This is a genomic window from Niveispirillum sp. (assembly GCF_017996735.1).
Classification (GTDB): domain Bacteria; phylum Pseudomonadota; class Alphaproteobacteria; order Azospirillales; family Azospirillaceae; genus Niveispirillum.
The window spans coordinates 1-21,917 of the sequence record NZ_JAGOGJ010000009.1; the positions used below are offsets into that span (position 1 = coordinate 1).

20 protein-coding genes are annotated in these 21,917 nt (G+C 66.3%); 4 read left to right on the forward strand and 16 right to left on the reverse strand.

The annotated features are described in order from the left end of the window. Positions 1 to 785: 785 nt before the first annotated feature. The 10 genes from KBA48_RS05220 to KBA48_RS05265 form a co-directional block, all read right to left on the reverse strand. Entirely contained in the window at positions 786 to 1,637 is an 852-nt protein-coding gene (locus KBA48_RS05220; protein ID WP_292903945.1) for a methyltransferase, read from the reverse strand. Positions 1,638 to 1,858: 221 nt separating this feature from the next. After that, complete coding sequence (locus tag KBA48_RS05225) at positions 1,859 to 2,269, reverse strand: hypothetical protein (RefSeq protein ID WP_292903946.1); 411 nt, start codon at positions 2,267 to 2,269, stop codon at positions 1,859 to 1,861. Between the two features lie 18 nt (positions 2,270 to 2,287). Then, entirely contained in the window at positions 2,288 to 2,494 is a 207-nt protein-coding gene (locus KBA48_RS05230) for a hypothetical protein (protein WP_292903947.1), read from the reverse strand. Then, the gene (locus KBA48_RS05235) at positions 2,491 to 5,700 is read right to left on the reverse strand and encodes an efflux RND transporter permease subunit (RefSeq protein WP_367273810.1); all 3,210 of its coding nucleotides are present in this window, start codon (positions 5,698 to 5,700) and stop codon (positions 2,491 to 2,493) included. The genes KBA48_RS05230 and KBA48_RS05235 overlap by 4 nt, the downstream gene beginning before the upstream one ends. A 12-nt stretch (positions 5,701 to 5,712) precedes the next feature. Further along, positions 5,713 to 6,930, reverse strand: coding sequence for an efflux RND transporter periplasmic adaptor subunit (locus tag KBA48_RS05240; RefSeq protein WP_292903949.1), 1,218 nt, complete (start codon positions 6,928 to 6,930; stop codon positions 5,713 to 5,715). Beyond that, positions 6,927 to 8,195: a TolC family protein gene (locus KBA48_RS05245; RefSeq protein ID WP_292903950.1), complete on the reverse strand. Its 1,269-nt coding sequence runs from the start codon at positions 8,193 to 8,195 to the stop codon at positions 6,927 to 6,929. The genes KBA48_RS05240 and KBA48_RS05245 overlap by 4 nt, the downstream gene beginning before the upstream one ends. Positions 8,196 to 8,263: 68 nt before the next feature. Further along, on the reverse strand, positions 8,264 to 8,593 hold the full coding sequence (locus KBA48_RS05250) for a hypothetical protein (protein ID WP_292903951.1): 330 nt from the start codon (positions 8,591 to 8,593) through the stop codon (positions 8,264 to 8,266). Positions 8,594 to 8,874: 281 nt separating this feature from the next. Then, the gene (locus KBA48_RS05255) at positions 8,875 to 10,713 is read right to left on the reverse strand and encodes a DUF885 family protein (protein ID WP_292903952.1); all 1,839 of its coding nucleotides are present in this window, start codon (positions 10,711 to 10,713) and stop codon (positions 8,875 to 8,877) included. 139 nt (positions 10,714 to 10,852) lie between these two features. Next, on the reverse strand, positions 10,853 to 11,860 hold the full coding sequence (locus KBA48_RS05260; protein ID WP_292903953.1) for an aldo/keto reductase: 1,008 nt from the start codon (positions 11,858 to 11,860) through the stop codon (positions 10,853 to 10,855). A gap of 38 nt (positions 11,861 to 11,898) precedes the next feature. Continuing rightward, positions 11,899 to 12,555 carry a type 1 glutamine amidotransferase domain-containing protein gene (locus tag KBA48_RS05265; protein ID WP_292903954.1) on the reverse strand — a complete coding sequence of 219 codons (657 nt, stop codon included), beginning with the start codon at positions 12,553 to 12,555 and terminating at the stop codon, positions 11,899 to 11,901. 103 nt (positions 12,556 to 12,658) lie between these two features. On the opposite strand from KBA48_RS05265, the gene KBA48_RS05270 reads away from it, so the two are divergent. From KBA48_RS05270 to KBA48_RS05285, 4 genes are all read left to right on the forward strand, one after another. Then, the gene (locus KBA48_RS05270) at positions 12,659 to 13,561 is read left to right on the forward strand and encodes a LysR substrate-binding domain-containing protein (RefSeq protein WP_292903955.1); all 903 of its coding nucleotides are present in this window, start codon (positions 12,659 to 12,661) and stop codon (positions 13,559 to 13,561) included. A gap of 141 nt (positions 13,562 to 13,702) precedes the next feature. Further along, the gene (locus tag KBA48_RS05275) at positions 13,703 to 14,524 is read left to right on the forward strand and encodes a DUF2189 domain-containing protein (protein WP_292903956.1); all 822 of its coding nucleotides are present in this window, start codon (positions 13,703 to 13,705) and stop codon (positions 14,522 to 14,524) included. A 217-nt stretch (positions 14,525 to 14,741) separates the two neighbouring features. After that, a complete protein-coding gene (locus KBA48_RS05280) occupies positions 14,742 to 15,743 on the forward strand; it encodes a phosphoglycerate dehydrogenase (RefSeq protein WP_292903957.1) in 1,002 nt (333 codons plus the stop codon). 110 nt (positions 15,744 to 15,853) lie between these two features. Next, positions 15,854 to 16,633, forward strand: coding sequence for a GntR family transcriptional regulator (locus tag KBA48_RS05285; RefSeq protein ID WP_292903958.1), 780 nt, complete (start codon positions 15,854 to 15,856; stop codon positions 16,631 to 16,633). Positions 16,634 to 16,645: 12 nt separating this feature from the next. Here the strand turns inward: KBA48_RS05285 and KBA48_RS05290 are convergent, their stop codons facing one another. The 6 genes from KBA48_RS05290 to KBA48_RS05315 all read right to left on the reverse strand — a co-directional run bounded on the left by KBA48_RS05290 (position 16,646) and on the right by KBA48_RS05315 (position 21,914). Continuing rightward, positions 16,646 to 17,443 carry a MipA/OmpV family protein gene (locus KBA48_RS05290; protein WP_292903959.1) on the reverse strand — a complete coding sequence of 266 codons (798 nt, stop codon included), beginning with the start codon at positions 17,441 to 17,443 and terminating at the stop codon, positions 16,646 to 16,648. A gap of 152 nt (positions 17,444 to 17,595) precedes the next feature. Beyond that, positions 17,596 to 17,907, reverse strand: a complete 312-nt coding sequence (locus KBA48_RS05295; protein ID WP_292903960.1) for a DUF4387 domain-containing protein — start codon at positions 17,905 to 17,907, stop codon at positions 17,596 to 17,598. Then, complete coding sequence (locus KBA48_RS05300) at positions 17,904 to 19,289, reverse strand: acyclic terpene utilization AtuA family protein (RefSeq protein WP_292903961.1); 1,386 nt, start codon at positions 19,287 to 19,289, stop codon at positions 17,904 to 17,906. Before KBA48_RS05300 ends, KBA48_RS05295 begins: the two co-directional genes overlap by 4 nt. A 104-nt stretch (positions 19,290 to 19,393) precedes the next feature. Next, positions 19,394 to 20,080: a Crp/Fnr family transcriptional regulator gene (locus KBA48_RS05305; protein WP_292903962.1), complete on the reverse strand. Its 687-nt coding sequence runs from the start codon at positions 20,078 to 20,080 to the stop codon at positions 19,394 to 19,396. Beyond that, complete coding sequence (locus KBA48_RS05310) at positions 20,074 to 20,841, reverse strand: class II aldolase/adducin family protein (protein WP_292903963.1); 768 nt, start codon at positions 20,839 to 20,841, stop codon at positions 20,074 to 20,076. Before KBA48_RS05310 ends, KBA48_RS05305 begins: the two co-directional genes overlap by 7 nt. A gap of 35 nt (positions 20,842 to 20,876) precedes the next feature. Next, the gene (locus KBA48_RS05315) at positions 20,877 to 21,914 is read right to left on the reverse strand and encodes an AbrB family transcriptional regulator (RefSeq protein ID WP_292903964.1); all 1,038 of its coding nucleotides are present in this window, start codon (positions 21,912 to 21,914) and stop codon (positions 20,877 to 20,879) included. Between the last annotated feature and the right edge of the window lie 3 nt (positions 21,915 to 21,917).

Here is a 21,917-nt window from a genome sequence, read left to right on the forward strand (position 1 = left end):
CATCTCTGACCATTCCTCATTGACGGATACGAAAAAACGCCAAACTTACCCAATCATCTGTCACCCAACCCATCCACCATCCAAAGATAGCGGATGGCGTTAAGAGCAACATGTACCAGGATGCTCAAGCGCTAACGTATCCAAACGAACCAGACCTGCCAGCTCATCAAGATCCGCCGCCTGCGCATCCCTTCTCAACAGATTCACTTGTCAAAGAACCCAACGATACACTGTCACCCGGCTCTAACCCCGGGTCCTCAACAACCAGCGCAGCAGCGCCAGCCATTTCAGGGATCGTTTCACCATCGCCGCCAGAGCGTGTCCGGCGCGTCGGTGGGGCGCTTTCTAGTCGCTCCACCAAACCCTGTCAACCGGTTTTTTTCACCGCCTCGTCTTTTTTTCCAGAGCCACCGGAAAACCGGAAAACCCAAAAGACAGAAGCAAAACCGACCAACAGAAGCGGACCGAAATCCGCTCACGATGATGTCTTAGTCCAACAATGTCAGTGGCTTACACCACCAAGATCCGTCCGCCGCGCCACAACCACCAGGGCCGCCTCGCTGCGGGAGCCGGGGTATAGGACACCCCCTCACAACAACGCAACACCTTTCTGCAGACAATCGTCACTTTTTTGAAAACTACCACCCATAGAAGCGTCACAAACAACATCTGGGGTCTAACCACCCCCGGAAACCCAATAAAAAACCCCGGCCCTTGCAGGGCCGGGGTTCAGGCGCCCGGAAAGTCGCCACAGCAGCGACTCCCCTTCCCTATATAGAAGTGCCTCAGGTGGCCGGCTTCACGAAGCGCAGGGTCATGCGGTCGCTTTCGCCGATGGCCAGGTATTTGTCACGATCCTGGTCCTTCAGGCTCAGGGTCGGCGGCAGGGTCCAGACACCCTTGGGGTGATCCTTCGTATCGCGCGGGTTGGAGTTGATCTCCGACATCGCCACCAGCTTGAAGCCGGCATCGGTGGCCAGCTTGATCACATGATCCTCGCGCACATAACCCGAAGCGGCCTTGGGGTCCTGCGGCTGGTCCTTATTGGCCCGGTGTTCCACGACGCCCAGCACACCACCCGGCTTCAGCGCCTTGAACATGGCCTTGAAAGCATCCTCGGACCAGCCGGCGCCCATCCAGTTATGGACATTTCGGAAGGTCAGGACCCGATCGACCGATCCGGCGGGCACAAAGTCCAGCGCCTTGGGACCGAAAGCCACCACCTGGGTATTGCTGTAGCGGGAGGGGTCGGCTGCCAGCTTGTCCTTGAAACGCTGGATGCCGGCCAAGGTGCCCGCCGACGCGCCATTGGGGTCAGCACCCGCAGCGATATAGCGGCCATTGGCATTCAGCAAGGGGCCCAGCACCTCAGTATACCAGCCGCCACCGGGCCAGATCTCCACCACGGTCATGCCGGGTTCGACACCGAAGAAGTCGAGCGTTTCCACCGGATGGCGCCAGGCATCGCGGGCCTTGTTGGCATCGGACCGCTGCTCACCCGCCAGGATCGGCGCCAGCAGGTCCGGCAGGGGGACATTCGCCACCTGATCTGCGGGCGCCTCGACGGCCTGGACCGTCGACAAGGGCAAGGAGATCGCCGCGGCCAGCAGCAGCGACATCATCTTCAAAGAGCTCATGGGCGTTCCTTCCGTAACTGGTCATGAATGCCGATCGGGCATCCGGTTGGCGGTAAGCTATCCAGGATGGCAGGAAAGGCCAAGACGCCGTTCGGCCTATATAAGTATCGATAGATCGCCCGCAGGGACCCTTGGTTGCCGGGATATTGCCCGGGCGGGCCCCTGCGGGCAGGGGCATCAGGGCGCTGCCTGGACGGGAATCCCCCGGCAGCGCCCAGACCTCAGTGCGAATGGCCCCCCAGTTCATATTTGGCCTGGCCGGTCTTGCCGTCCTTAGTCCGCAGGCTCAACACGATATCGGCGCCCGCCGGCACCTCGCCCTTGCCTTCCAGACGGTCGCCCGCCGGCGTCAAAGCGATGGTGCCCACGCGGTTTGTGCCCTGCGTCAGCAGCACACTGGCCATAGCGCCCTCGGGCGATACCGGCGCCGCGCCATGGTTGGAGAGATAGACGGCGATGGTGCCGGCGGTCACGACCAGTTCGGCCTCCACCCCCGCGACATCCTGTACGATACCACCATGCTTACCCTTTTCGGCGGCGCCATGGCTATGGTCATGGCCCTTCTCAGCGGCTACCGCCCCGGACAGGGGCAGCAGCGTGATCAGGGCGGCGGTCAGGAACGGCTTCAACATGATGCTTCTCCTCTGCTTTCACTTGGATGGATCGCGCGGCGGGGCGCAGTCATGACCGTCGGCATGGGCGCGCACGCCGTCATTGCCATGCAGGACGGTATGGGGACGGACGAACCGTTCCCCGCTGGGGCAGGCCGCATCGGCGATACGCGGCAGGTCACGTGGACCCTGGGCACAGGCCGTCAGGGCCATGGCCAGGAACAGGACAGGCAACAGGCGCGTCATGGCACCCTCCCTTGGGCAAGATCGTCTTCATGGGGGATGATCGGGCCAGCGAAGCGGCGGTAGAGTGCCGGCAGCACGATCAGGGTCAGCAAGGTGGCGGTGATCAGACCACCGATGACAACGGTGGCGATGGGCCGCTGCACCTCCGCCCCCACGCCGGTGGACAGCGCCATGGGCACGAAACCCAGGCTGGCCACCAACGCCGTCATCAGCACAGGCCGCAGGCGCGTCATGGCCCCTTCCCGCACGGCTTGTTCCAGCGCCATGCCCTTCAGCCGCAATTGCCGGATGAAGGACAGCATGACCAGACCGTTCAGCACGGCGATCCCCGACAGCGCGATCATGCCGACGGCGGCGGATATGGAGAACGGCATGCCCCGCAGATACAGCGCCAGGATGCCACCCGTCAGGGCCAGCGGCACGCCGCTGAACACCAGCACCGCATCGCGGGCCGATCCCAGGGCGCTGTAGAGCAGCAGGAAGATCAGGGCAAAACACGCCGGCACCACGATCATCAGCCGGTCACGCGCCGCGATCAGGTTTTCAAACTGCCCGCCCCAGGTGACCCAGTAACCGGCGGGCACCGAGACCTGGGCCGCCAGCTTCTCCTGCGCCTCGGCCACGAAGGACCCGATATCGCGGCCTCGGACATTGGCCTGCACCACGATGCGGCGCTTGCCATTTTCCCGGCTGATCTGGTTGGGGCCTTCGGCAAAGCGGATCGTCGCCACCTCGCCCAGCGGCACCGTCCGCCCCTCTGTCAGGGGTATCGGCAGGGTCGCCAGCGCGTCGGGATCGTTGCGCAACATATCGGGCAGGCGGACCAGGATATCGAAGCGGCGGTCGCCCTGATAGACCAGCCCCGCCTCCCGCCCGCCAACGGCGATGGCCAGAACCTCCTGCACATCGGCCACCGACAGGCCGTAACGGGCCGCACGGTCGCGGTCGACCTCCACATTCAGGAAGGACGCCCCCGATACCTGCTCGGCCCGCACATCCGCCGCCCCTGGCACCGTCTGGATGATGGCGGCGATCTGGTTGGCGGTGGTCAGCAAGGTATCGAAATCATCGCCGAACACCTTGATGGCGACGTCGCCGCGCACCCCGGCCAGCAATTCGTTGAAACGGAGTTGAATGGGCTGGCTGACCTCATAGACTTGGCCCGGCAGGCTGCCCACGGCCTTTTCCAGCCGCTGGACCAGTGCGGCCTTGGACAGGCCGGGATCGGGCCATTCGTCGCGCGGCTTCAGCATCACGAACATGTGGGAGATGCCGGGCGGCATCACGTCCGTCCCGATCTCCGCCGTGCCCGTCTTGGAAAAGGCGAAGGCCACTTCCGGGAAGGCGGCGATGGTTTTTTCGATCTCCAACTGCTGTTCGGTGGCCTGGGGCAGGCTGGTGCTGGGGATGCGGAACGCGTTCAGCGCCACGTCACCTTCATCCAGTTGCGGGATGAATTCCTGGCCCAACTGCGTGAACAGCAGCAGAGAGAAGGCAAACAGGGCCGCAGCAAAGCCCGCTGCCTTCACCGGTGCGGCCAGGGCCCGGTCCAGCCAGGGGCGGTACCAGTCGCCGGCCCGGCGGATGATCACATTCTCCTTCTCCTCCACCTTGCCCGACACAAAAATGGCGATCAGGGCGGGGACCAGGGTCAGGGACAGGATGAAGGCTGCAACCAGGGCTATGATCACGGTCAGCGCCATCGGTTCGAACATCTTGCCCTCGACCCCCGTGAAGGTCAGCAGGGGCAGATAGACAGTGATGATGATGGCCTGACCATAGACCGAGGGCTGGATCATCTCCTTCGATGCTTCCATCACCTCCGCCAGCCGTTCCTTGCATGTCAGGACGCGGCCCAGATGATGTTGCCTCTCCCCCAGCCGGCGCAGGCAGTTTTCCGCAATGATCACGGCCCCGTCGACGATCAGGCCGAAATCAAGCGCGCCTAAGCTCATCAGATTGGCGCTGACGCCGGCCTCCAGCATGCCCGTCGCGGTGAACAGCATGGTGACGGGAATGACCAGGGCCGTGATCAGGGCCGCGCGGATATTGCCCAGCAGCAGGAACAAAACCGCGATGACCAGCAACGCCCCCTCGGTCAGGTTCCTGGCCACCGTCTTGATGGTGGCATTCACCAGATCGGTGCGGTCCAGCACCGTCTTGGCCAGGATGTCGGCGGGCAGCGAACGGCGGATATCCTGAAGCTTGGTATCCACGGCATCGGCGACGGTGCGGCTGTTCTGCCCGATCAGCATCAGGGCCGTGCCGACCACCACTTCCCGCCCGTTCTCACTGGCGCTGCCCGTCCGCAATTCCTGGCCCGTCTGCACCGTGGCCACATCCGACAGGCGGACCGGCACGCCGCCGCGCGTGGCAATGACGGTGCCGGCAATCTGCTCGGCCGTGGCGATACGACCGTCGGAGCGGACGATGAACAGTTCCCCGTTCCGCTCCATCTGGCCCGCGCCTAAGCTCTGGTTGGCGCGTTCCAGGGCCGTGCCCAGATCGGCGAAGGTCAGGCCGAAACTGACCAGCCGGGCCGGATCGGGCAGGACATGATATTGCCGGACATGGCCGCCGATCGTGTCGATCCCGGCCACGCCGCGCACGCCCTTCATCTGCGGCGCCACGATCCAGTCCTGGACGGTGCGCAGATAGGTTGCCCGCTCCACCTCCGTGATCAGCCGTTCACCCTCGGGCGTCAGGTAGGACCCGTCGGGCTGCCAGCCGGGCGACCCCGCCCTGGCCTTGGCGGCATCGAAGGGACCGTATTCCACGGTCCACATATAGACCTCGCCCAGGCCGGTGGAGATCGGCCCCATGGTGGGCGTCAGGCCGGGGGGCAGGCGGTCGCGCGCCTCACCCAGCCGCTCGGCCACCTGCTGCCGGGCGAAATAGATGTCCACCTTCTCTTCAAAGATGGCCGTGACCTGCGAGAGGCCGTTGACAGAGATGGAGCGCGTATCCTCCAGCCCGGCAATCCCGGCCAGGGCGGTTTCGACCGGATAGGTGACCTGTTGTTCAATCTCAAACGGCGACAGGGCGGGGGCCAGCGTCGTGATCTGGATCTGGTTGTTGGTGATGTCGGGAACGGCATCGATGGGCAGGTTCAACAATGAACGCGCCCCAAACGCCGCCAATACCGCCACCAGCAGGACCACCAGCACGCGCCGGCGGATGGCGAAGGACAGGATGGGTTCGATCATCATCCCCTCCCGTCAATGCGCATGGCTGTGGGAGGCTTCCCCACGCGAGGCTTCGGCCTTCAGCAGGAAGGTATTGCCCGTCGCCACCTGTTCGCCGGGGAACAGGCCGAAGGTGATTTCGGCAAATCGGCTGTTGCGCCGCCCAACCTCCACCACGCGCGGCTCAAACCCTTCGGCGTTGCGCACGAAGACGACCGTGTCACCGTTCAGCACCTGGAGAGCGCTGGACGGCACGGCGATATCCGCCGCCTCGCCACCGGCCTGGATGGTGCCGGACCCGAAATCGCCGGGCCGCCATATGCCATCCTTGTTATCCAGTGCGGCCACGACGCGGGCGGCCCCGGTCTGCGGGTCCAGGGTGGCGCCGGCGGCGATCACCTTGCCCTCCACGATCCGCCCGCCCTGACCGGTCAGGCTGACGGGCTGGCCCTCCTTCACGGCGGGCAGGTCGGCGGCATAGACGGGCAGTTCGACCCAGACGCTGGACAGGTCGGCGACGGAGAAGACCTCCTTTTCAGCGGCCAGCAACTCGCCCCGCACCGCTTCCCGGCCGATGACGCGGCCGGCGACGGGGGACCGCACCTCCAGCCGGCCCAGGCTGAAGGGCTGCTTGTCCAGCCCCTTGATCTCCGCCGGGGACAGGCCCAGCGCCGTCAGGCGTTGGCGTGTAGCGGCCAGCGTGATGGCGGCGGTTTCGGCCGCCGCGCGGGCGGTCAGGTAATCCTGTTCCGCCGACACCTGCTTGCGCCACAGCCCCTCCTCCCGCGACAGGGTGGTGGCGGCCAGGCTTTCCTGGCGCAGGGCCGACAGATACTCTGCCTTGGCCTCCGCCAGATCGCGACTGTCCAGCACCAGCAGCACGTCGCCCGGCTGTACCGGCTCGCCCAGGCGCTTATGCACCTCCGTCACGATGCCGGACACGCGCAGGGTGACATGCACCATCCGGTCGGCATCGGCCACCACCGTTCCCATGACGCGGATATCGCGGGACACGGGCGCGGGGCCGGCCTCGACCAGGGTGATCTTGGACCGGGTGATGGTGGCGGCGTCCATATGGATGGCGCCGCCCTCCTCCTCATGCTCCTCCCCCTCGCCATGATCGTGGCCGTCGCCGGCCTTGGCCGCGACGGGCTTGGGGGTGCCGGTGAAGCTGGTGAGGGCAAAGCCGCCGGCCAGCAGCAGGGCGATGGCGGAGACGCCGATCAGGACATGTTTTTTCGTGATGTTCATGGGGACACCTCAATGTCCGGGGCGGTCAGCCGGTCCAGCTCCGCCCGTGCGTCGTGGAAGCCCTGCAGGGCGTTGATCAGGTCGGTGCGCGCATCCACCAGAGTCCGCTGTGCCTCCAGCACTTCCAGATAGGCGAACTTGCCCTGGGCATAGCCTTCATTGGCGAGCGTGAAGGCCTGTTCGGCGGTGGGGATGATGCTGTCCTGAAGCGTGCGGGCGGTCTCGCGGGCGGCAACCAGATTGGCACGGGCCGCATGGACACGGCGGTCCAGGTCGATACGTTCGGCGGCAAGGTCCGCCTCCGCCGCAACCAGATCGGCCCGTGCCTTGGCGATGGCCCCCCGGTTGCTGTCGAAGATCGGGATGGGCACGGATACGCCCATCAGAAAGGCATTCTCCCCATCCTCCCGGAACTGCCGGAAGCCGGCGGAAAGGGTGACATCGGGGATGGATTTGGCCCGTTCCACCGACAGTTCCGCCCGGCCCCGCGCCACATCCGCCTGCCGGCGGCGCAGGTCGGCGGCTTCACCTGTGGTGGCCGGATCATGGGCATCGATGCGCGTGAACCAGTCTTCCGACAGGGTCAGGGAGGCGGGGGACAGGCCGGTCAGGCCGGCCAGCGTCTGCCGCGCGACGGTCAGGCGGCGGTTGGCCTGATCCAGGGCCAGTTGCGCCTGACGACGCGTGATGTCGGCGCGCGATGCCTGGATGGGGGCCTCTCGTCCCGCCTCCACCCGCGCCTTGATCCCGTCAAGCACGGCCACGGCCAGCCGCAACCCGTCCTGGGTCAGGGCCACCTGCCGCGATGCCGCCACCGCCTCGCTGAATGCCAGGCGCACGTCGCGCGCCAGGTCCAGCCGGGCCAGCGCCAGATCGGCCGCCGCTCCGTCGCGGGCGGCACGGGCGGCATCGGTGCGCCGGCCACGCTTGCCGCCGAGCTCGATGGTCTGCGACAGGCTGTAGGTGCGCTCCGACGACCGGAAATCACGATAGGGGCCGGAGCCGGAGAAATTCTCCAGCTCGAACCCGATCTCCGGATTGGGGCTGGTATCGGCCTGATCGACGGCCCCGCCGGCGGCATCCAGCCGGGCACGCGCCGCCAGACCGCGCGGCGCATGCTCCAAAGCCAGCGCGATGGCGGTATCAGGGGTCAGAACAGTTGGGGTTTGGGAAAGGGGGGGGGCGGCGGCGGGCGTGGTTTGCGCCCATGCCGCCGGGGCCCCGGCGATAGAAATCGCCAGGGCGACCGCGTGATGCAGCCGCATGGATACTCCGCGATGACGAACAGATACCGGGCCGCCCGGTCAGGGCGGCGGCGACAGGGATCGGTTCGTCAGGCGCGCGGGGGTTCGTCGGGAAGCGCCGGCTCGGCACTTTCGGGCAGCAGGAGGCTCTCTGCCGGATAGGCGGTCACGCCCCAGACCACGGGTTCCACCACACGGGTCCCGCGGGCCCGGTCGGCCACATGGATGTGGCTGCATTCATGGTGGCAATCCATGGAAAGCTTGCCCATGGGCGCATGCTCCGCACCGGCCAGCATCTGCGTCTGGCCCGTCTGGTCATGCCCCGTCTGCCCATGGCTGTGCGACAGGTCCCGGGCGTGAAGCCCAGGGACATTCATCAGGAATGCCGCCAGCAGCAGAAGGGTCGCAAGAAAGCGCATGCGTGCAAAGGTAGGGGCATCGCGGGGCCGGCGCAAGGTGCCATGCCCGGCTTTGATGGAACAATGTCCCGTCCTTATGGTCGCAGGCGGGTGGTGATGCCGGTGGCGCGGGGTGCGATCGGCGTGGGTACCCTCACCCTCCCTCTCCCACCTTCGTGGGCGAGGGGCGGATTTTGCGCCGACCGTCAGTTTACGCCCCTCGCCCGCTTGCGGGAGAGGGAGGGGCCCGCCGCGTAGCGGTGGGAGGGTGAGGGAGCCCCCTATCCAGCAATCACCCGCCTTTACGCCCTCAACCTTCCCTCCACCAACGCCCCCAGCCGTGACAGCGGCACATTACCCGTCATCACCAGGGCATCGTTGAAGCGGCGGAAATCATACGTGCCCCCCAGCCGGGCCTTCAGATCATCGCGCACGCGGTTGATGGCCGTATGCCCGATCTTGTAGGCGCAGGCCTGGCCCGGCCAGGAGCAGTACCGATCCACCTCCCGCGAGACCTGCGCGGCGGTTGAGCCATTGTTGGTGACGAACCAGTCGATGGCCTGCTGCCTTGTCCAGCGCTTGGCATGGATGCCCGTATCCACGACCAGACGGCAGGCGCGGAAGGCCATGGATTGCAGGTAGCCCAACTGCCCGATGGGGTCTTCCTTATAGACGCCCAACTCATCGGCCAACTGCTCGGCATAAAGCGCCCAGCCCTCGGTATAGGCGCTGTAGGCCAGCAGGGTCCGGATCAAGGGCAGCTTGTAGCTATATTCCCCCTGCCAGATATGGCCGGGGATACCCTCATGATAAGAGAGCGTCGGCAGGGCATGGCGCGGCCAGATGCTGGTGTCGCGCAGGTTGATGTAGTAGCTGCCGGGCTGGCTGCCATCCATCGACCCGGCACTGGCATAGCCGCCGGGGGCCCCGGCCTCGATCGCCACGGGCACCCGCTTGACCACCAGCTTGCCGGGCACCAGCACCGTGAAGGCCTGCGGCATGCGGGTGCGGATATCGTCCACCCGTTCATTGATATAGGCCAGCAGATCGGCCCGGCCCTTGTCATCATTGGGCCAGAGATATTTCGGGTCCTTGCCCAGTGCCGCCATGCGGTCGCCCACGGTTCCCTGGGTCAGACCCTGGGCGCGCAGCAGCGGTTCCATGCGCGATTGCAGCAGCTTGAGCTGCTCCAGCCCCATCGCATGCACCTCATCCGGGGACAGGCTGGTGGTGGTCGCGGCACTCAACGCCCAGGCATAATAATCCGCGCCCCGCGGCAGGGCCCAGACGCCGGCATCGCTGCGCGCGCCCTGGCGCTGCTGTTCCATCACCGCCTGCTGCCGCTTCAGGGCGGGCAGAATCTTGTCGGTGGCGATGGCGGCCGCCTCACCCGGCTTGGCGTGGCCCACCTGTTTGGCCCCGGCCTCAAAATGCTTCACCAGTTCCCAATCGGCCACGGGCGCGGTGGCCACGCCCGCGAACTGTCCGATGGCCTTGTCCAGCAGGAAGTCCGGCAAAATATAGCCCTGGCCCCCATCGACCCGCAGCCGTTCGGTTTCCGCATCCAGCGCCGTGGCATATTGGGTCAGGCGCGACAGATAGCTGTCGGCATCTTCCTTCGTTTCGATCTTGTGCTGACTGGTCAGGAAGTCTGGCACCTCAACAAAGGCGCCGAGATTCTGGGCCACGGCATAGGGGCTGTTGCGGTAGGAATAGCTCTGGTTCAACAGGGCCATATCGCCGAACCGGAACCCATATCCCTTGTCGGACAGTTCCAGCGTGGCCTGCGCCACCTCCAGATTGGCCTGCATCTCGGCCGACAGGCCGTTACGGTCCAGCGCCTTCACGGCGGTCAACTGTTCCTTCACCACCCCGCGCTGCGCCTCGATCCCGGCCAGCGAGCGGTCACCCAGCCGGGCCCGCAGGCCCGCATGCCGGTCCTTGTCGATGCCCAGTTGCGTGGCGTTTTCCGGGTACCAGGCCAGGATCCTGTCGGTCAACTGGTCCAGGAAGGCCTGGGCCCTGGCGGTGGCGTCGCCGCCAGTCGCGGCCAGCGCGCTGGGGGCCAGCCCCATCATCGCCAGTGACGCAGTACCGGCCAGAAGCTGGCGGCGGGTGGGGGAAGCGGCATTCAGGGTCATGCGTTTATTGCCTTCACCAGGGTCCGAATGGAAGGGCCGGCATTATGCGACGCTTTCCACCCCCGGCGTCCAGCAGGAAGCGGACACCATAGCAGGGCGCCATGGGTCCGCTTCGCACGATCCTCAGGGAACCAGCGGTTCACACAGGCAGCGGGGCGGCCGGGTTGACCAGGCCGGCGGCGCGCAGCTCACGCCAGAAATCGGCGGGAATGATCTCCGCCAGGGCGGCGCTGTCCTCGGCGATACGGTCGGGGCGGCTGGCACCGGGAATGACGGCAGCGACGGCGGGATTGGCCAGCGCGAATTGCAGGCCGGCGGCCTTCATGCTGATGCCATGGCGGTCGGCCAGGGCCTTGATGCGCGCCACCTTGTCCAGGATGGCGGGGGTGGCCGGGGCATATTCGAAATTCGGACCGCCGACCAGCGCGCCGGAACTGTAGGGGCCGCCCACAACGATGCCCAGGCCGCGTTCGGCCACCATCGGCATCACCCGCTGCAACGCCTTGTCATGGTCCAGCAGCGTGTAGCGCCCGGCCAGCAGGAAACCGTCGGGACGGTGCCCCTCCAGACCCAGCAGCAGCTCGATCGGCTCCACCCGGTTGACGCCCAGGCCCCAGCCCTTGATCACGCCCTCGTCCCGCAGCCGGTCCAGCGCCCTGAACGCCCCCTTGCGGGCGCTTTCGAAGACACCCAGCCATTCATCGCCATAGAAATCCTGGGCCACGTCATGCACCCAGACAATGTCGATCCGGTCCGTCTGCAGCCGATTCAGGCTGTCTTCGATGGAACGCAGGGTGGCGTCGGCGGAGTAATCATTGACCACACGGTTGGGCAGGCCGTGCTTGAAGACATCGCCCTTTTCGCCCAGATCGCGGGCGGAGACATCCTCCACCTCGTCAAGGATCAGGCGGCCGACCTTGGTGGCGATGACATAGTCGTCACGCGGCTTGCCGGCCAGCGCCTGGCCCATGCGGATTTCCGCCAGACCGGCGCCATAGAAGGGGGCATTGTCGAAGAAACGGATGCCGTCATTCCAGGCCGCCTCCACGGTGGCCAGCGCCTCGTCCTCCGGAATGGCGCGGAACATGTTGCCAAGCGGGGCGGCACCAAAGCCCAGGCGGCTGGGCAGGATAGTCTTGATGGTCATGGTCTTGTCCTCACGGTCCGAGAAAGCGGCGGGAAATATCAGAGCAGGCCCAGCAGCAGCGTCGCGGCCGCGGCAGAGGATTGCGGGTTCTGGCCGGTGACCAGATTGCCATCCAGGATAACGTTGGATGACCAGTCGGCGGCCGCGTGATGGAGGGCACCCAGTTCCTTCAGGCGGGTTTCCAACAGGAACGGCACCTTTTCCACCCCATCCACGGCCCGCTCCTCGGCATCGGTGAAGGCGGCGACGGTGCGACCGGCGATGAAGGGCGTGCCATCGGGACGCCGCATGCCGGCAAAGACGGCGGGGGCGTGACACAGGGCAGCGATCACCCGGCCCGTCGCATCGAAGCGGAACAGCAGATCGTGCAGCTTCCTGTTGTACGGCATGTCGAAGACCGTGCCGTGGCCGCCCGGCATATAGACGGCGTCGAACGTGTCGGCATCCAGCGTGTCGAAGGCGGGCGTGTCGGCCAGGGGGGCGATGGCCTCGGCCCAGGCGGCGTGCTGTTCGGCGGTGGGGGTGCTTTTCGGATCGACGGGCACGCGGCCGCCGGCCATGGAGGAGACGGTGACCTGATGGCCCGCACGGATGAAGGCCAGGTAGGGAACGGCATGTTCCTCCAGCCAGATGCCCGTCGGCTCGCCATTCAGCATACGGTCATGGCTGGTCAGGATAAAGAGGATCTTGGACATCGGGGCAACTCCTTGGCGTTTGCATGCCCGGATCATGTCCCTATCCAAAACATTCCGGAAATTTATCCTTCCAATTTCAGATATTCAGATGACATCATAACTAATGCGCTACGACCTGAACCTGCTGCCGGCCTTCATCGCGCTGATGGAGGAACGTAACGTCACCCGGGCCGCCGAACGGCTGGGCATGACACAGCCGGCCCTGTCCAACACGCTGACCCGGTTGCGCCACATGCTGCGCGACCCGTTGTTCATCCGTGAACGGTACGGCATGCAACCCACGGAGAAGGCGCAGGAACTGGCCCCCGTGATCGCGGCGGCCCTGGCCACGCTGGACGATGTCATCCTGGGCCAGCAGGAATTCGATCCCGCCCAGGCCGACCGGCTGTTCACCATCGCGCCCAACAGTTTTGTGGAATATGTGCTGATGCCGGTGGTGGTGGCGCGGCTGCGGCAGGCGGCGCCCGGCATCAAGCTGCGCCTGACCCCGTTCGGCACCGATCTGGCGGAAACCGGGGTGATTTCCGGCGGCACAGCGCTGGTGATGGGCCGCATCACCGACCCGCCCGACAATCTGGTGGTCCAGCACATCATGGATGACGGTCTGGCCTGTATCGTGCGGGCCGACCATCCCGATATCGGCGACAGCATGACCCGCGAACAGTATGAGCGGATGAAGCATGTCAACATGCTGCCGCCGGGACGGCTGCGCGTCGGCCTGTTCCAGGCCTTGCAGAAACAGGCGCTGAAGCGGGATGTGGCCGTGTCGGTGACGCATTTCCTGGCCGTACCGGAACTGGTCGCCGTGACGGATTATTGTTCCACCCTGCCGCGCCTGATCTGCCGCCATCTGGCCCGCGACCCGCGCCTGAAGGTGGTGCCGTCCCCGGTCGACCTGGGCACCTTCCCGGTGGAGATGGCCTGGCATGTGCGCTATCGCCATGACCCCGCCCATCGCTGGCTGCGCAGCCTGATCGCGGATGTGGCGCGGGACGTGTCACACTAACGGCCTGACCCTGACCTTCCGCGCCGGCATTTCCCCCTAGAAAGGGGCTGGGCAGGTGCGACGAAATGCGCCACGATCAGGGGTAGCGACCGGCCCGGAAGAGGTACGGCGCATCCTGTTGCATACAGGCCGGAGGAAGCGATGGTGGCGTTGAACGAGGGCGGGCACATATTGCCGCTGCCCGCCGATTATGTACCGGTGCCGGTGGCCCGGACCCTGACCAATCAGGATTTGCAGGCGGCCCTTGCCGATGGCTGGGACGATTTCCGGGCGGAGCCGGCCTATGGCCTGGTCTTCGGCGGCATCTATGCCCTGCTGGGGCTGGGCGGGCTGGCGGCCGTGACCCTTCTGGGCTGGACACATCTGCTGTTCCCGGCGGTCACGGGTTTCCTGCTGTTCGGCCCGTTTGCGGCGCTGGGCCTTTACGATATCAGCCGGCGGCGTTCGCTGGACCTGCCCCTGGACGGCGCGCGGGTCTTCTTCGCCTTCCGCCGGCATGGCGGCAGCCAGATCGGCCTGCTGGGCCTGTTCCTGGTCTTCTCCACCATCGCCTGGATGAAGATCGCCACCCTGATCTATGCCCTGTTCTTCGGCCCGGCCCCGATGGAGTTGAGCCAGCTCTGGTCGGCCGTCACGGGCAGCGTGCAGGGCATGCAGTTCGCGGCCATCGGCATCCTGGCCGGCGGCGTCATCGCCACCACCATCTTCGCCCTGTCGGTCTTTGCCGCCCCCATGTTGCTGGACCGCGATATCGATGTGGTAACGGCCATGATCGCCAGCCAGCGTGCCGTGCGTGCCAACCCGCATCTGATGCTGGCCTGGGGCGCCATGGTGTCGGTGGTGATCGGCGTCAGCATCGTCGGTGGCCTGCTGGCCCTGATCGTCACCCTGCCCTGGCTGGGCCATGCCACCTGGCATCTGTACCGCCGCGCCATCGTGCAGGATGGTGACCGCGCCGCGTAAACACAGACCGGCGTGATCAGAACCGAACCCCCGGAAGGCCAGCCTTCCGGGGGTTTTTGTTGTCGTACCAGCGGTCATGATTCATGACTGCTGGTACGGCGCCGACAAGGTGCGGCGACATCAGGTCAAATTGAGAAATCCATAATTCCATTTTTTGGATGCAAATTTTTCAATCATGGATACGATACGGCTTTCCCGTCATGAAGAGCCTTGTCCCATGTCCATTGCCGCTTCCCGAAAGATCGTCGTCACCCAGCGTTTCTTCGATGACAGGTCGCTGGCCTATCTGCGAGCCCATGGCTGCACCGTGGATCTGGCCCCGCCGCCGCCCGGCAAGGGCGATGGCGACCTGGACATGGAGACGCTGTGCCGCCTGCTGAATGGGGCGGCGGGATGGATCGTCGGTCATGCGCGGGTGACCCGCCCCCTGCTGGAAGCGCTGCCCGGCTTGCGGGTCATCGCCCGGCGCGGTGTCGGTTACGACCGTGTCGACGTGACGGCGGCCCGCGACCTGGGCCGTGTCGTCACCATCGCGGCGGGCGGCAATGACGATGCCGTGGCCGACCACACGATCGGCCTGATGATCGCCGTGGCGCGGCGGTTCCGCGAAAGCCAGCTTGCCATGCAGGCCGGCGACTGGTCGATCCTGAACGGCCATGACCTGTGCGAGCGGACCGTGGGGCTGGTCGGGCTGGGCCGCATCGGCAAAAGCGTGGTGCGCCGCCTGTCGGGCTTTGATGCCAAGGTGCTGGTCCATACGCGCAGCCCCGATGCCGACTATGCCGCCCGGACTGGCATCCACTATGTCGATCTGCCGGAACTGCTGCGCCGCAGCGACTTTGTCAGCCTGCACGCGCCCCTGACGCCCGCCACGCGTTTCCTGGTCGACGCACCGGCCCTGGCAACCATGAAGAAGGGGGGCTTCCTGATCAATACGGCGCGGGGCGGTCTGGTCGATGACGCGGCCCTGCTAGCGGCGCTGACATCGGGCCATCTGGGTGGGGCGGGGCTGGACGTGTTTGTCAGCGAGGGGGACCCCGCCTATGCCCCCGTGTCCGAGGCGCTGCTGGCCCTGCCCAATGTCGTGGCCACCCCGCATGCCGGCGCGTCGTCCCATGAGGGGTTGGCGCGGACCAATCTGGTGGCGGCGCGATCGGTCGTGGCCGTGTTGAACGGGGAGACGCCGCCCCCCGGTACCGTGGTGGCCGACGGCCGTTGATGCACGATATGGTGGCCGCCGCCCTTTCAGGAGTTGCGCGGCCGCCCCGGGATCAGTGTAAGAGATTGAGGGCAAGGCGTGCGGTATCGGCGTACGCAAGGGGAAGGGTCATGGAACAGGCAACGGACGCGACGGGTATGGAGGAGACGGAGGTCGACGGCATCTTGACCGAGCCGCAGCAGACCGAGCCCGCCACCCATTCCGTGCTGATGCAACTGCGCGAGATGATCCTGACCGGCAAGATCGCGCCGGATACGAAGCTGCGGGCCGAGGCGCTGGCCAGCCTGCTGAACGTCTCCCGGACCCCCATCCGCAGCGCGCTGGCCGTCCTGTCGGCCGAGGGCGTGGTGAATTACAGCGTCAACCGTGGCTACATGGTGCGCGCCGTCACCGTGCGCGACGTGTTCGACAGTATCGAGGTGCGCGCCTCGCTGGAGGGCATCGCCGCCCGCACCACGGTGGACCGGGGGTGGGAGCCCGAGGCGCTGGACTGGCTGTCGGGTCTGGTCCGGCAGGGCCGCGCCATCCTGGACCGGGGCGAATGGTCGGAACAGATCGAACATGACTGGTATCAACTGAACTGGCAGTTCCACCGGGCCATCATGCGGGCCTGCCGGAACGAGGTGCTGCGCAACGCCACGCGGATGACGCTGATCTATCCCGTTCTGGGCGACGCCGCCCGGCTGTGTCCGGCCATCGCCGCCTGCGTGGCCCCCCGCCACCGTCAGGTGCCGGCAGCCCCCCCTGTCCATGTCCTGGAATCCCAGGCCGAGCACGAGGAACTGCTGGCCGCCTTCCGGCGCGAGGATGCCGACGCCGCACAGCGGGTGATGGCCAGGCACGTCCTGGCCACCCGCCACCGGCTGCACGCCATCGTCATGCCCCGCTGATGCAGCGCCCCGTCAGAAGCGGTAGCCGACGGCAACCGCACCGGAGAACTGCCCGGCGCGTCCCTCCTGCTTCACCACCGGGCTGTCCTTGAAATCCCCCAGAAGCTGCTTGTAATTGCCCAGAAGCTGGATGTTCCAGTTCTCATCCAGGGCATAGGCCAGCTTGGCGCTGACACCGACATCACGCAGCCCCGCACCCGGATCATAGGCCGACAGGCCGCTGGCGGCTGCGGCGGCTGGCAGGACACCGAAATAGGTGCCGGCATAATTGCCATCGACATGGGTCAGCCTCACACCACCGCCCACCGACCAGCGGTCACCCAGCTTGCGGCCATAGAACAGCCCCAACGACCCGATGCCGCCGTCATAGGTGTCGGAAACGTCCCGCAGATAGGTCGCCTCCAGCGTCAGTTGGTCCCGCCCGTCGAACAGCCCGCGCCAGGCATGCCGGACAAAACCGCCCACCTGGATGGCATCGTCGATCTCGGGCAGCCGGCCTACCCGGTCGCTTTTGACGCCATCGTCACGACCATTCTCGATATCGAACAGGGGACCGAACGACAGGGACGGCGTCAGTTCGACGCCCAGCGCCACCTCTTTGCCCTGGACTTCCATGAAATAACGGCCATAGGCCAGTTCTCCGGCGATGTAAGGCGTCGGCTCCAGGTCCTTGGAACCGACATAGTCGGGGCGGACACCGATGCCGGCGGCAATGCTGCCGGACCATTGGCTGTCCTGTGCCTTTACGGAACATATCGGGGCGGCGGCACATATGGCGGCCAGCACAAGCTGGAGGCGGAAGCCTCGCATCTTTGATCTCCACGTCTGATGACGGGCGCCCTCCTCCCGGACGGGGCGCGGCGGCGATCTGCCTGTCGCCTTTCCGCACCCTTCTTTTCACTGATCATGCTGAGGACCCGCGGCTTGGCGGATAACCGCACGCGGCCGGTTCCCCGACCTCCCTATTCCAGTTCCACATCCATCAGCCGCACATATTGCTGTCCGCAATGCATGTCGCGCTCCACCACGCCGCCCTGGGGGCTGGTGCGGGCGTGCGAGATCTTGAGCATGTTCAGGCCGGGCACCGGATAATACCGCACCAGCGCGGGGTCGGCCCCGAACAGGCGGTGGAACAGGTCCGGACCCAGGGCGGGATGGTTGTGATAGGCCTGGAAATTCTCCGGCCCGTCGAAGAACAGGTCGAAGGTGACCCAGAAGGGCCCGGCATTCTTCGACCGCACATGACGGCAGACATCCTTCACGGTGGGCATCATGCCTTCTCCCCTTCGCTCATATCGATCCACACGGTGCGGACAAGTTCCATCGGATCGTCCAGTTCAACGACATGGTTCAGCAGAAATTCATAGACGGGGCCGCGGTCGATGTCGGCCGGGGTGAAGGCGAAGCCATAGCTGGGCAACTCCCCGTCCAGGACGATGGGGAAATGGAAGAAATAGGGATTGCAGGCCTTGGCGATCTGCGATGCCATTTCCTGGCTGTCGGCGGTGGCCACGAACAGCACCCCGATCTCGCGCGGGGCCGGCGTGCCGGGGGGCGGCCGGTCGCCGGACACGGCGTTCCAGCCATACATGCGCAGCGAGATGTGGAAATCCCCCGCCGCCGCACCGATCGTCTTGTGTACCCGATCATACAGGGCGGCCAGCATCCGGTCGTGGAACAGGTCCACCTGGCTCAGGACCTGCGGATCCTGGATGCCGATCAGCATGACGGTCTGGAACTTGCGGCTGCCGGCACCTTCCAGCTTCACCGTATAGGGCTGCGGCTGCCAGACGGAGCCGGTGACCTTCACGCTGCGGTCACTGACCTGCCGGTAGAGAGCTTCGGTCACGTCCAGGATGCCGCCCGGCTCGGTCAGCAGGAACGGGTTGCTGTTCTCATACAGCATGTGGGCCGAGACGCTGTGCGGATCGCAGCGGTTGGACAGGGCCAGGGGCTCCACCTCGAACCCGTCCTGGCCGATGCTGATCAGGACGCCGGCCCCTTCCAGCCGGTTGACGGCGCATTGACCACCGCATTCCGCGATCTTGGCCGCGTGCCAGGCGGGACCGGCCGCCACGCCCTTCCACAGGGCATAGCTGGCCAGGACCGCCGTATCGGTGGTACGGCCGCCCAGAATGATGTCGGCCCCGGCTTCAAGCGCCGCGATATAGGGTTCGGCCCCCATGACGGCGACGATATGATCGCAGGCATCGATGGTGGCGTCATCCAGCGGGCCCAGCGGCGGCAGGGGCCGCACCTTGCCATCCGCGTTGTAACGCTTCAGCACCGACTTTTCCTGTTCGCAATAGAGCAGGGCGATCTTTGGCGCCCAGCCCTGTTCGCCCGCGACCTCCAGCACGATGTCGCGCGTCCAGTCCAGATTGCGGTCGCCGCCGGCCTGGCCGCTGGACCCGATGATCAACGGGATGCCGGCCGCGCGCGCCGCCTGCATCAGGATGGTCAGATCCCGCTTCACCGAACCACGGTTGTTCTTGGAAATACCCAGCGCCAGATAGGCCGCCCCGCTGTCGGTGGAGCCGGCATCGGTGGCGATGGCATGGGCGCCCTGGGCGATGCCGTAGCGTACCTCCGCCTCCGAAGCGCCGGCACCCAGCGACCCGGTGGGGACCAGGATTTTGATCGGACCGTCCAACATGATTGCTCAATCCAGAAGATTTCGGGGACCTGCATCCAGGTTCGTGGAACAACACTGATTTATTGCATCCACTATGTCAAGTTTTTGGATGCAAAATTTTGGACTTAACGGGCCAGGGCGGAAAGCCCTTCCGGATCAAGGATATCGATGCGCCCATACTGGCTGCGGATCAGGCCCGCCTGCTCCGTTTCCGTCAGCAACTGATGCAGGCCCTGGCGCGACAGGCCGATACGCCCGGCCAGATCCTCGCGGTTGATGCGCAGCCGCCCGCCATCGGCCATGTCCAACAGCAGCCGGGCCAGACGGGCCGGCGGGCTGCGCAACAGCAGCAGCCCCACATGCTCGATCGCCGCGCGCTGCTGTTGGCAGGCCAGCAGGGTGATATGGCGGTGCAGGTCGGGGGTCACGGCCGCCAGGGCGGCGATATCCGCCATGGGCAGATGCAGCAGCGCCGTCCGCCCCATGGCCACGGCGTCATGCGCCTGTGCCTGGCCGTCCAGCGTGGACAGGGCGCCGAACCAGCGGCCGGCCGGCACCGTCAGGTTGACCAGCGAACGCCCCGGCTGCGGGTAGGAGATCAGCCGCACCCCGCCGGACAGCACACGATACAGCCCGTCGGGCGGCCCGCCGACACGATAGGCACGCTCCCCCTCGGCCAGCGTCCGCCGCGCCGCCGCCGCCGCCAGCCAGCCCCGGCAGGCCGGCGGCAAGCCCGCAAACCATGGATCGGTTTCCAGCAGCGGGACGGTGCCGGACAGCAGTGCCGGCGGGCGGGTGGCCGGGATCAGCACCGGAAACCGGAATCCAGACGGTCCAGCTTGCGCAGAAGCGCCGGCCAGGCCAGGCGTTCCGCCGCCATGTCGGCCATCGGGCCGGTGGATTGCTGGCGCACCTTGTCGATGGCGGCAGCCGGCGGTTCATGCAGCCGGTCACGCCCCGCCGTCAGCATATGCACCTGGGCCTCGCACGCCCGTTCCAGGAAATAGATGCGCAGGAAGGCGACGGCGATGGAGGAACCGACGGCCAGCGTGCCGTGATTGCGCAACATCAGGATATTCTTGGCCCCCATGTCGGCCACCAGCCTGTCGCGTTCCTCCAGATCGGTGGCGATGCCTTCATAGTCATGGAAGGCGATGTCGTGATGCACGATCATCGCCGTCTGGGTCAGGGGCAGCAGCCCGTCGCGCATGGCCGATACCGCCTGGCCGTGCGGCGTGTGCAGATGGATGACGGCCTGCGCATCCTCCCGCGCCATGTGCAGGGCCGAATGGATGGTGAAACCGGCCGGGTTCACCATGTGCGGCGTGGGTTCCACCGCCAGCCCCTCCACATCGATCTTCACCAGGGACGATGCCGTGATCTCCTCGAACATCAGATTGTAGGGGTTGATCAGGAAATGATGCTCCGGCCCCGGAATGCGCACCGACATATGGGTGAAGATCAGGTCGTCCCAGCCATAATGGGCGGCCAGCCGGAAGCAGGCCGCCAGATCGGTGCGCAGTTTCCATTCCTCCGGCGACACCCGGTCGCGGACAGTCTGTTCGATGGACATTGGAAATCTCCCGTTCGTGAAACCAGGGGACAGGGTCAGGACAGGCGGCGGGCCACGAAGGTCGCCAGCGCCGGACCCAGCAGCAGGACCAGCAGCACGCGCACCACCTGCGCCGACAGGATGAAAGGCAGATCAACGGGCACCGTGGCCCCGATGATCAGGATGGCGTCGATGCCACCGGGCGTTGTCGCCAGATAGCCGGTCAGCCAGTCCACCCCGCAGGTCAGCGACACGCCCAGGCCCAGCAGGGCACACAGGCCGATCAGCACCGCCGTGGCGGCCACGATGCGCGGCAGCGCGCGGGCACAGCCGGCCAGCGTTTCCTTTGTGAAGGACAGGCCGATATTCCAGCCGATGACCGCATAGGCGGCCGCCGCCAGCAACGGCGGCACCGTCGGATTGGCAAGCCCCGCCGCCATCAGGGCCGCCCCGGCCAGCCCAGGCACCAGGAAGGCACCCGACGGAAAGCGCAGCAGGCGCGCCACGATCGCCCCGGCCAGGGCCAGCGCCAAAGTCCAGGCCAGCCCCGCCGGGTTCAGCGGCGGGAACCAGCCGGCGCCATGCAGGGGCAGCGTATCGCCGGCCAGCAGATGGGCCAGGGCGATGGCCGACCCCGTCACCGCCAGGATGCGCAGATACTGCATCACGGCCACCATGCGCGCGTCGCCGCCATGTTCCTGGGCCAGGGCCACCATGCCGGCCGCCCCGCCCGGGGCCAGACCCCAGACAGCGGTAGAGCCGCCGAACCAGCCGCCCCGCGCCAGCAGCCAGCCCAGGCCGGCGCTGGCCAGCAGGGTCGCCCCCGCCATGCACACCAGCAAGGGCAGCCGACCCAGCAGCGCCGGCCCCATGGTCCGCCCCATCGCCACCGCCACCAGACAGCCGACAATGGTATAGGCAACCAGCAAGGCCGGCTTGGGCGGCCGTATCGCGGCACCGGACAGGGCAAAGCCGATGCCGGCCAGCAGAGGCCCCAGCAGCAGCGCCGCCGGCACCTCCCCCTGCTTCAGCCCAGCCACCAGGGCGGCGGTGATGGCGGCCAGCAACAGCCAGAGCGCCGTCTTGCCAAGCATGGC